This is a genomic window from Streptomyces sp., from assembly GCF_019510245.1.
In the GTDB taxonomy this organism is placed as follows: domain Bacteria; phylum Actinomycetota; class Actinomycetes; order Streptomycetales; family Streptomycetaceae; genus Streptomyces.
Map to the genome: position 1 here is coordinate 1 of NZ_JAEKKT010000276.1, position 5711 is coordinate 5711.

General features: G+C 74.8%; 2 protein-coding genes. One reads left to right on the top strand and one right to left on the bottom strand.

The annotated features are described in order from the left end of the window. On the bottom strand, positions 1–625 hold a 625-nt coding region (locus tag JF597_RS48690), incomplete at its 3' end, for a haloalkane dehalogenase (RefSeq protein WP_294012185.1). 206 nt (positions 626–831) lie between these two features. Here JF597_RS48690 and JF597_RS48695 point away from each other — a divergent pair. Continuing rightward, complete coding sequence (locus JF597_RS48695; protein WP_294012188.1) at positions 832–5673, top strand: diguanylate cyclase; 4842 nt, start codon at positions 832–834, stop codon at positions 5671–5673. Positions 5674–5711: the final 38 nt, after the last annotated feature.

Genomic DNA, 5711 nt, shown 5'->3' on the forward strand with positions numbered 1-5711 from the left:
AGGCGCGCCGCGCCTCTTCGCTCATCGGCTGCCGGCAGCCCGCCTGCACGAACCGGCCGACGTCGAGCTGCGGCGCCGTCTCCACCGCCTGCTTGAACTGGTGCCAGATCTGCGGCATGGGGTGGTCGCCGGTCGGCAGGCCGGTGTTGGCGAGGACGAGCCGGGCGAACCGGTCCGGATGCTCGGCGGCCAGGCGCAGTCCGATCAGCCCGCCCCAGTCCTGCCCGACCAGGGTGACGCCGCGCAGGTCGAGGACGTCCTCGACGAGGGCGCGCACCCATTCGACGTGCCGGGCGAAGCTGTGCTCGCCGCGGTCGGCCGGCTTGTCGGAGCGGCCGAAGCCGACCAGGTCGGGCGCGATCGCGCGCAGCCCCGCGGCGGCCAGCGGCGGGATCATCCGGCGGTAGAGGAACGACCAGGACGGCTCGCCGTGCAGCAGCAGCACCGGCTCCCCGTCGGCCGGGCCGTCCTCGACCCAGGCCATGCGCAGGGTGCCACCCGTGCCGCCCGTGCCGCCCGTGCCGCCCGTGCCGCCCGTCCCGTCCGGGACGTCGGCGTAGTGCGGTTCGTAGCCGAACTCCGGCAGCCCGGCGAAGCGGTCGGGCGGCGTGCGCAGCGTCTCCATCCGGCGGACGGTACCGGGCGCGGTCAACGCTGACTTGCCGTAACCGCGACTTCACCTAACAATTACGGCTGCGGTCGGCGGCGGCAACGTGGGGGCCGCTTCGTCGATCTTCGGGTGGGGATTCCGCCGCCGGCCGCGCCACCCTGCATCGCGGCCCCGGAGGCGGGGCGCTCAGAGGATCTTCGTCGCCGTCGATCAGGCTCCTGATGAGCGCCGACGTCGTCTACGAGAGTCCACGCACCCGCGTGGACCGCGTCGTGCTGCCCGGCGGCGAGCGGGTGGTGGTCAAAACGACCCGCGGCAACGGCGCCGCCGCCCGGCTGGCGCAGGAGCGCGAGGTCCTCGAGCGCGTCGCCGGCGTCGCCGGCGTGCCGGTGCTGCTGCGGCACACCGAGTTCGGCGACGGCCTCGTCCTACGCGACGCCGGCGAGCCGCTGGCGGCCCGGGTGGCCGGTGGCCCGCTCCCGATCGCCGAGGTGCTGGACGTCGCCGTGCGGTTGACGACGGTGCTCGCGGCCGTCCACCGCCGCGGCGTGGTGCACAAGGACGTCAACCCGGCGAACGTGGTCGTGGGCCCGGACGGCGCGGTCGTCCTCATCGACTTCGAGCTGGCCACCACCTTCGCCGAGCAGCGGCCGGGATTCACGCATCACCGCGAGATCGCCGGCACCCTGGCCTACCTGGCGCCGGAACAGACCGGCCGCACCGGATGGGCGGTCGACCAGCGGGCCGACCTGTACGCGCTCGGCGCGACGCTGTATGAGCTGGCGACCGGCCGCCCCCCGTTCGGCGACGAGGACGACGCGCTCGCGCTCACCCACGCCCACCTCTCGCGGACGCCCACGCCGCCGGAGCGCCTCAACCCGGCCGTCCCGCCCGCCCTGGCCGCCGTGATCGCGCACCTGCTCGAGAAGGAACCCGACCGGCGCTACCAGAGCGCGGAGGGCGTCCTGCACGACCTGCGTCGGGTGCAGGCCGACCCGGCGGTCGAGCTCGTCGCCGGCGAGCGTGACTACCCGTGGCGCCTCGTCCCGCCGGCCCGGCTGGTCGGCCGCGACCACGAGCTGGCCGCGCTCAACCGGGCGTTTCACGAGGCGCTCGGCGGGCGCTGCCCCGGCGTGGTCGTCAGCGGGTCGCCCGGCGTCGGGAAGAGCAGCCTGATCGACCAGCTGCGTCCGACGGTGACGGCGGCCGGTGGGTGGTTCGTCAGCGGCAAGTTCGACCAGTACGGCCAGAGCGGCGAGGACGCCGTGACCCAGGCGCTGGGCGCGCTCGCCCGGTTGCTGCTGGCCGAGCCGGACGATCAGCTCGCCGCGCAGCGCGCCCGGCTGCTCGAGCGTCTCGGGCCGGAGGCGGAGCTGGTGGCCGGGCTGGTGCCGGAGTTCCGGCCCGTCCTCGGCCTGAACGGTGACACGTCCATAGGCGACCCGAGGACGGCCCTGCCCCGGCTCGTCCAGATGGGGATCGCGCTGCTCGGCGCGGTCGTCTCGCCCTCGCGCCCACTGGTGGTCGTGATCGACGACCTGCAGTGGGCCACCCCGGCCCCGCTGGCCTTCGTCGACGCGCTCATCACCGCCGGCGGTTTCCCCGGGCTGCTCATCGTGGCCGCGTGCCGCGAGGCCGAAGTCGACGCCACCCATCCCCTGGCCACGCTGCTGCCCCGCTGGGCGGCGCAGGAGTCGCCCCCGACCCGGTTGGCCCTGGCGGATCTGCCCCCCGAAGACCTGTGCGACCTGCTCGCCAGCCTGCTGCGGGCACCGGCCGAGCAGATCGCGCCGCTCGCCGACGCCGTGCGCGAGCGAACGGCCGGCAACCCGTTCGACACCGTCGAACTCGTGAACGCGCTGCGCCGGGAGGGCATTCTCGTCCCGGGCGACGCGGGTTGGAGCTGGGACGCCGGCGCGCTGCGGCACCGGCTCGGCTCGGGGGACGTGCTCGAGCTCATCGCCGATCGCATCGGCCGGCTGCGGCCGGCCACCGTCGAGCTGTTGCACCTGCTCGCCTGCCTCGGCGGCGAGGTCGCGCTCGACCTGTTGCGCGTCGCGCTCGGGGCGGACGCGCTCGAGCGGCTGGCCCCGGCGCTGGAGGACGGGTTGCTCGTCCTGCAGCCCGACGGCGCGCGCTCCATCGGCTTCCGGCACGACCGCATCCGGCAGGCCGCGTACACCCGGCAGGACCCGGCGCGGCGGCGGGCGGCGCACCTGCGGCTCGCCCGCGCGCTCGCCGAGGAGGGCACCCACCCCGCACTGGCCGCCGAGCAGTACCTGTTCGCTCTGGACGACATGGCCGAGGTGGACGAGCGGCGGACCGTGGCCGGCCTGTTCGCGACCGCCGCCACCCACGCGCGGCGCTTCGCCGACTACGCCACCGCCGAGCGCTACCTCGCGTGCGCCCTCGAGCTGCTCGACGCCGGCGAGGACGCCACGACCTACCGGGAGCTCGAGGTCGACCGGCACCTTGCCCTCGTCGGCCTGGGCCAGCACGAGGACGCCGACGCCGCCTACGCCGAGCTCGTCGCCGAGGGGGAGCCGCCCGCGGCCTGCACGGCGCTGCAGGTCGGCAGCCTGACCGGGCGCGGCCGGCTGCCGGAGGCGCTCGACCTGGCCGTCGCGGCCCTGGCGCAGCGCGGGGCGATCATTCCCGAGGGCGACGACTTGATGGTCGAGGTCGGGGCCGGGCTGTTCACGCTGCAGGAGTGGGTGCGCACCGGTTCGTACCGGGACGATCTCGCCCGGCCGGACAACCACGACCCCGAGGTCGCCGAGATCGCCGAGCTGATCAGCGCGGCGGTCCCCGTCGCCTTCTTCCTCGGCCACCCCGTGCTGCCGTGGTTCGTCGTCGAGGCCGGCCGCCTCTGGCGCACCCACGGGCCCTGCGCGACGCTCGTCGGCGGTCTCGCCCATACCGCCTTCATCACCATCGCCGCCCAGCAGGACTACCGCACCGGGCACGCGGCCGTGCGGCGGGTGCTCGCGGCGAGCGAGGCCAAGGGATACGAGCCCGCCACGTCGCAGGCGCGGTTCCTCTACGCGCTCAGCGCCGGGTCGTGGTTCGACCCGGCCGAGGACGTCGCGGCCCAGCTGCAGCGGGCCCGCGAGGACCTCGTGCGCCACGGCGACCGGCGCAACGCCGACTACACCTTCTACCCGGTGCCCGCGTATGCGCTGACCCACGCGGCGACGCTCGCCGACGCCCTCGCCCAGATCGAGCACGCGATCTCCTGGCTGCAGCGCAGCGGCAACCCGTTCGTGGCCGAGCACTGCCTCGTGGCCCGCCGCGTCGTGCACGAACTGACCGACGCCGACACCGACACCGACGGCGACGGGCTGGAGGCCCGCCTCGAGCAGCTGGCGGGCAACCCGACGGCGACGGCGAACGTCCACGTCTTCGCCGCGTTCCTGGCCGCGACGCACGGGGATCCGTCCGCCCTCGACCGGCACTCGGCGGCGGCGATGGCCTACCGGCCCTACGTCGAAGCAACCCAGACCGTCACCACCATGCAACTGATGCGCGGGCTGGCCCTGACCGGCCGGCTGGCGGCCGCCGACGAGCCCGCACGCGCCGCCCTGCTCGCCGAGCTGGCGCCCGTCGAGGCGTGGCTCGCCGCCCGGGCGGAGGAGGCGCCGCACAACTTCGCCGCGTTGTCGCTGCTCGTCGCGGCCGAGCGGGCCGGGGGCCTGGGCGACTTCGCCGGCGCGGCCCACGCCTTCGACGCGGCCGCCGCGGAGATCGCGGACCGGCAGTCGCCCTGGCTGCAGGCCTTCATCGCCGAACGGCTCGCCCGCCTGCACCTGGCCACCGGCTTCGAGCAGGTCGGGCGGCTGGCGATGACCGAGGCCGCGCGCCGCTACCGCCGCTGGGGCGCGACGGCGAAGGTGCGGCAGCTGGCCGAGGAGTTCCCGCACCTCACCGTCCGGGCCGACGAGCCGGAAACGCGTCGGCGAAATGGCCGCCGACCAACTGCGACCCGCACGGGCACGCTGACCTCCGACGCGGTCGACATGCTCGCCGTGCTGCGCGCGTCGCAGGCGTTGAGCTCGGAGACGAACCTCGGCCGCCTGCAGGACGTCGTCGCCGACGTGTTGCGTTCGATGACGGGCGCGACCGGGGTGCAGATCGTCCTGCGAAACCCGGACGCCCCCGGCTGGGTCGTGCCCAAGCCCGACGGCCGCCGCGTCTCGGTCGAGGACGCCGCCGCCGGCGGGCTGCTCCCGCTGTCGGCGCTGCGCTACGTCGAGCGGACGCAAGCCCCACTGGCGGTCGAGGACGCGACGCGCGACGACCGGTTCGCCCGCGATCCGTACTTCCAGGCGCTGACCGAGTGTTCGCTGCTCGGATTGCCGGTGCAGGCGCGCGGCGAGGTCGGCGCGATCCTGCTGCTGGAGAACCGCCGCAGCCGGGGTGCGTTCGCCGCCGACCGCCTCGATGCGATCGAACTGATCACCGGGCAGCTGTCGGTGTCGCTGGACAACGCGCTGCTCTACGCCAGCCTCGAGCGCAAGGTCGCCGAACGCACCGAGGCCCTGCGCGAGGCGAACGAGCAGCTCGAGCTGCTGGCCACCACCGACCCGCTCACCGGGCTCGCCAACCGCCGCCACTTCACCGAGGCGCTCGATCTCGAATGGCGGCGGGCCGTCCGCCCGGACAGCTCACTCGCCATCGCCATGCTCGACATCGACCACTTCAAGCTGTTCAACGACCACTACGGGCACCCCGCCGGGGACGAGTGCCTGCGGCGCGTGGCGCACGCGATCAAGGACAGCGTGCGGGACACCGACATGGTCGCCCGCTACGGCGGCGAGGAGTTCATCGTGGTGCTGCCGACCACCTCGATGACCGACGCGCTGATGGTGGCCGGGCGGATCCGCCGCGCGGTGGAGAAGCTGGCGCTGCCGCACGAGCTGACCGAGCCCGGCATCGTCACGGTGAGCGTCGGCGTCGCCGGCGGCCCGCCGTCCGTCGCCGAGACGGCCGAACAGCTGATCAAGATCGCCGACGACGCGTTGTACGAGGCGAAGCGGGCGGGACGGAACCGGGTCGCGGGCTAACGCTCCGCGGACCGCGGGCGACGTCAGCTCTGTGCGCT

Excerpts from the sequence above, each read along its gene's own strand:
- JF597_RS48695 (WP_294012188.1), top strand. The coding sequence starts at position 832 with ATGAGCGCCGACGTCGTCTACGAGAGTCCACGCACCCGCGTGGACCGC.